This window comes from Streptomyces sp. NPDC003635, assembly GCF_053587635.1.
In genome coordinates this window covers 1-4980 of the sequence record NZ_JBSFOK010000109.1, presented here as the reverse complement: position 1 = coordinate 4980, position 4980 = coordinate 1, and the positions used below count along the sequence as shown (strand labels likewise).

The 4980-nt window shown below is 68.0% G+C and carries 4 protein-coding genes; all 4 read right to left on the bottom strand.

Translation table 11 applies throughout. The annotated features are described in order from the left end of the window. The coding region (locus ACWDRW_RS40135; RefSeq protein WP_451733495.1) for an NAD(P)/FAD-dependent oxidoreductase at positions 1–617 on the bottom strand (617 nt) is incomplete at its 3' end. A 56-nt stretch (positions 618–673) separates the two neighbouring features. Then, on the bottom strand, positions 674–2410 hold the full coding sequence (locus ACWDRW_RS40130; RefSeq protein WP_451733492.1) for an NAD(P)/FAD-dependent oxidoreductase: 1737 nt from the start codon (positions 2408–2410) through the stop codon (positions 674–676). A gap of 159 nt (positions 2411–2569) precedes the next feature. Beyond that, on the bottom strand, positions 2570–4069 hold the full coding sequence (locus ACWDRW_RS40125) for an FAD-dependent monooxygenase (protein WP_451733489.1): 1500 nt from the start codon (positions 4067–4069) through the stop codon (positions 2570–2572). Continuing rightward, positions 4069–4980: NAD(P)/FAD-dependent oxidoreductase (locus ACWDRW_RS40120; RefSeq protein ID WP_451733486.1), on the bottom strand; the 912-nt coding region annotated here is incomplete at its 5' end. The genes ACWDRW_RS40125 and ACWDRW_RS40120, both read right to left, overlap by 1 nt.

The following is a 4980-nucleotide window of genomic DNA, read 5'->3' as shown; positions in this document are numbered from 1 at the left end:
CTGAACCGGCACGGGTCCTCACGGAGGTTGAACTTCTCCGCGAGCGGGGAGCGGAAGCCACTGGCGTCCACCACGTAGCGGGCCCGGTACTGCTCACCCTCGGCCGTGCTCAGCGTGACGCCACTGTCGTCGAAGTCGACGTCGGCGACCCGGAAGTTCTGCCGGGCGGTGGCACCGTACTTCAGGGCCACGTGGTACATGTACGAGTCGGTGTCCTGCCGGAACAGGTGGCTCGCCTCGTGCAGCAGACCAGGGGTGCCGAACTGGTTGACTTCCTTCGGGTCCTGGTCCTGGCCCTCGTGGTGGAGGAGGAAGCTGAAGTGCTTCTTCACACCGAACTTGGGGCCCAGCACCTTGGTGCTGTTGGTGAAGGTGGCCAGCGTCTTGATCTCCGGCACGTCGTAGCGCTCGGAGATGGTGCGCAGGCACACCAGGGTGTACGGGATCGTCGACTCGCCGATCGCGAAGCGCGGGTGGGCGCCGGCGTCCAGGAGCAGGACCTTGACGCCGTTGCGGGCCAGGACCGCGGCGAGCATGGAGCCGGCGATACCGGACCCCAGGATGGCCACGTCGTACACCGGCGCCGGTCCACTGACCAGGGCGGGGCTGTCGGACACGGGGAACTCCTCTGGCTTGTCGGGCTGCTGGTGTTCGGGATCCGGTTCGGGTGCGGTCACTCGGGCTCGGGCACCCGGAAGGCCCGGCCGATCACCGGCCAGCCCGCGGCCATGTGCTTGAGCTCCTCCGCGAGTTGGAACTCGTCGCGGTCGAAGCGCTTCTTCATGAAGAGCGTGAGCCCTTCCCAGGTCAGGTCGCCGATCTCCTTGGGCGCCTTGGTCCGCGACCAGCGCAGCGTCTTCGCCAGCTTGATCGGGTTCACCTCGGTCCAGTGGACGTCGGGGTTGTCCAGGCCGAACACGGGCGGGATGAAGTCGGCCTTGCCGAGCAGCTCCATGATGTGGTCGGCGGCCTCCCGGTCCCCGCGGCGGCCGTTCTGGACGTCCTGGATCGCCTCGCTCATCGCCTTGAGCAGCTCACGGGCCGGCGCGTAGTCGGGGATGGCCCCGTTGGGCGCCTGGCGCTCGAGCCGGTCCAGCACCTTCGGGTCGTGGTTCTCCAGGAAGCGGGCGTAGGCCCGGTTGATCTCGAAGGTGGCGAGGGCCTGGCTGAGCACCCAGGAGCGGTAGTAGGCGTTCCAGAGGAACCAGCTCTTGGTGCCGGTGTAGGCGTTGGCGACCAGGTCGTCGTTGAAGTCGAGCAGGCCCTGCTCGAGCTCCTGGACGTACTCGAACCGCTCGACGGCGAAGTCGTCGTCCTTGATGGCGTCCAGCAGCCGCCAGGTCAGGGCGTGGATGATCTCCATGGTGTTGGACAGGCCGCGGGAGAACAGCGCGTCCACGAAACCGGCCGCGTGCGAGGTCAGGCACCAGCGGTAGCCGACCGTCTGCTTCGAGGAGTACTGGAGCCGATCGGTGCGCACCCAGTCCCGGACCGTGATGGCGTCCTTGAACTGCGGTGCGATGTCCGGGTACTTGTCGATGAAGTTGCGGAACTCCTCCTCGGGGGAGCAGTCCGGCGTGGGGTGGATCCGCGGGTCCAGGTTGAGGCCCACGCTGCACAGCGGGTTCGTGGCGCGCGGGTGGTTGTTGAAGGGGATGACCCACATCCAGCCACCCTCGAACATGTGGTGGAGGGTGCCCTCGCTCCACGGGCTCGGGTTCTTGTGGCTGCCCTTGGGGACCGTCTGCTCCCAGGGCTTCACGTTGATCATGTGCGTGAACAGCGAGCGCGAGTGGTGACGCAGCCGGCTGGGCTCCTCACGGAGGCCGAACTTCTCGGCCAGCGGGGAGCGGTGACCGCTCGCGTCCACGACGAACTTCACCCGGACCGGGTCGCCGTGCGTCGGTATGACGGTGACGCCCTCGTCGTCGAACTCGGCGTCGACGATCTTCGTCTGCTGGCGCACGTCGGCGCCGTACTTGATGGCGACGGCCAGCATCCAGGCATCGACGTCCTGGCGGAAGAAGTGGTTCTCCGTGTGGGTGATCTTCGGGATCGGGAACATGCTGGTTTCCAGCGGGTTCTGCCGGGCGCCCTCACGGTGGTAGAGGAAGCCGAAGTTGCGCTTCACTCCACAGTTGGTGGAGATCTTCGACTGCACGGACTCGAAGGTGGTGAGCCACTTGATCTCGGGCACGCCGTAGCGCTCGCTGACCAGCCGCATCAGCATCGAGGTGTACGGGATGGTGGACTCGCCGATGGCGAACCGGGGGTGCGTACCCGCGTCGAGGACGAGCACCTTGGCCCCGTTGCGGGCGAGACAGGCGGCCAGCGTGGTACCCGCCAGACCCGACCCCAGGATGGCCACGTCGTACTGCGGCGACGTGGCGTGCTTCGAGCGAGTCGGCATGAGCCTCTCCTTGGTCGATCCGGGCATCCGTTTCGGCCAAGCTAGGGCTACCGACTCAAGCCCCACTCAGCCACCGCTCAGGGCCGCCGCGCGGGAGCGCGGCGGCGACGGGCGGGGCGGATGGTTCGGTTCGCGCCTGGATCCGGTGGAGCTCCCGGGTCAGGTCCGGATCCAGCGGAGGTAGGAGTTGGACAGTTCGGCACGGGCACGCTCCCGCGAGCCCGCCCAGACGCAGTAGCCGTCGGGACGGATCAGGACGACCTCGGGCCCGCGCCAGGGTCCGGAGTCGGCGACGATCCGGCCGGGGACCCGGACGAGGTGGGGGTCGGACTGCGGTACCGACGGCAGCAGCGGGGCGCCGTCTCCGCCTTCGACGAGGACGAACCCGCCCTGGCGCAACGCCTCGTGGAGACGTACCCGGCTGCCGCCCCCCGCGACCTCCAGGTCGGGGACCCTGGTGCCGGCCAGGGGCGTCGCCCCGACGGCCGCGGCCATCGACGGGTAGCTCGTGGCGATGCCCGACAGATGCCCGACCGCGGTGCGGTGGGTGAAGGGAACCCGGCTGGCCACGGACATCACGACCTTGCGGGCGACCCGCGCGGGCAGTTGGTCGGAGGTCATCATCCGGGTGGCGATGTCCGTCACCTTGATGACGCCCTGCGAGACCCGGCGGCGCTCCAGCGCGAAGGTGTCGAGCAGGTCCTCGGCGGCCCTCCCCTGCACGACCGCCCCCAGCTTCCAACCGAGGTTCATGGCGTCCTGGATGCCGAGGTTGAGCCCCTGACCGCCGAGCGGGGAGTGGACGTGCGCGGCGTCACCGGCGATGAGCATGCGCCCCTTGCGGTAGAACGACGCCTGCCGCTCCTGGATGTGGAACCGCGAGGTCCACAGCGGCTCGCTGGGCCGCATGTTCTTCCCGAACAGCTTGGTCAGGGTCTGCTCGACCTCGGGCAGCGTCACAGGATCGTCCGACCAGGGCTTGTCCCGGTCGATGACGCCCATGCGGTACCAGCCGTTGCCGAAGTCGGTCGCCACCACCAGGCCCGCCCGGCCGACGCGGATCAGCAGCTGATCGTCGAGCGGGGTGCCCAGCTTCACATCGGCGACGATGATCGTGTACGGGTAGGTCGCACCGGTGAACTCGGCGCCCATGGCCTCCCGTACCCGGCTGCGCGAGCCGTCGCAGCCCACCAGCCAGGAGGCGCTCTCCTCCCAGACCCTGCCGTCCTGCTCCAGGGTGCAGCGGACGACGGGCCCCTCCTGGCGGCAGTCGGTGACCTTGACCCCTCGGTCCACGACCACCCCGAGTTCCGTGGCCCGCTTCTCCAGGATCTCCTCGGTCTCGCCCTGCGGAATGATGGTCAACTGGCCGTAGTCGGTGTCGAGACGGCTCATGTCGAAGAGCGAGCCACCGAGGGAGACCCTCACCCGCGGGATGGGATTGGCCCGCGCCAGCACCTCCTCGGCGAGCCCGCGCATGTTCAGGACCTCCATGGTCCGTCCGTGCAGCCCGAGTGCCCGGGACTCCCGGGTGCGGTCCTGGCGCCGCTCGACGACGCGGCAGCGCACTCCGGCCATGGCGAGTTCGCCGGCCAGCATCAGACCGGTGGGGCCGGCACCCGCGATGATCACGTCGCAAGCCGTTGTCTTCGTCTCCATCAGAAGATGCGCCGTCCCTTCAACTTTGCTTTGACCGCTTCACGAGCATTTCCTCGCATCATCCGCTTGACCACGGGGTCGGCCTCGGTGGCCAGCCAGCGTGCGGTCTTCGCCATCACCTTGGCGTTCGGGATCATGAACCGCAGATCCCGTTCGGCGAAGCCGAAGTGCTTGGGCACGAAGTTCGCGGTCTCCAGCTGCGCGTACACGGTGTCCGCGGCCTCACGCGCGGTGACCTTGCCGGCCTCGTAGTTGAGGCACTCCTCGATCAAGCTGTCGTACAGGTCCTTGAAGCCGTCGTGGTCCGGCCAGTACAGGCCGAGATGCGGGGCCTTCTCCAGGTCCTTGAAGTGCTGCTCGTTGCCGTCCTTGAAGTACTTGAACAGACCCTCGGAGAGCCGGTAGGTGCCCGCGTTGGCGCCCCAGGACCAGATCCGGTAGACGGCCGTCCACAGGTCGTAGTCGCTGAAGGAGATGAACGATGCGTTGACCAGTGAATCGTTGTAGTCGAACAGGCCCTGCTGCATCTTGTCGACGTAGTCGAAGCGCTCGCGGGAGAAGTCGCCGTCCTTGACGGCGTCCAGCAGTCGCCAGGCCAGGCTGTTGATGGCCTCGGCGGTGTTGGACAGACCGCGCGAGTAGAGCGGATCGATGAAGCCGGCCGCGTGCGAGAGCAGGAACCAGCGGTCGCCGGCGCACTGCCGGGAGGAGTACTGGAGCCGGTCGGTCGAGACCCACGAACGGACGGCTCGGGCGCCCTCGTACTGGCGGGCGATGTCCGGGAAACGCGACGCGTGAGCGTAGAACTCCTCTTCGGGCGTCATGTCGGCGGACTTGGGGTACTTGCGCGGGTCGAGCGTGAGGCCGACGCTGCACAGCGGGTTGCGGGACCACTCGTGGTTGTCGAAGCC

Coding starts and splice junctions, on each gene's coding strand:
- ACWDRW_RS40125 (WP_451733489.1), bottom strand. CDS start 4,069: ATGGAGACGAAGACAACGGCTTGCGACGTGATCATCGCGGGTGCCGGC.
- ACWDRW_RS40130 (WP_451733492.1), bottom strand. CDS start 2,410: ATGCCGACTCGCTCGAAGCACGCCACGTCGCCGCAGTACGACGTGGCC.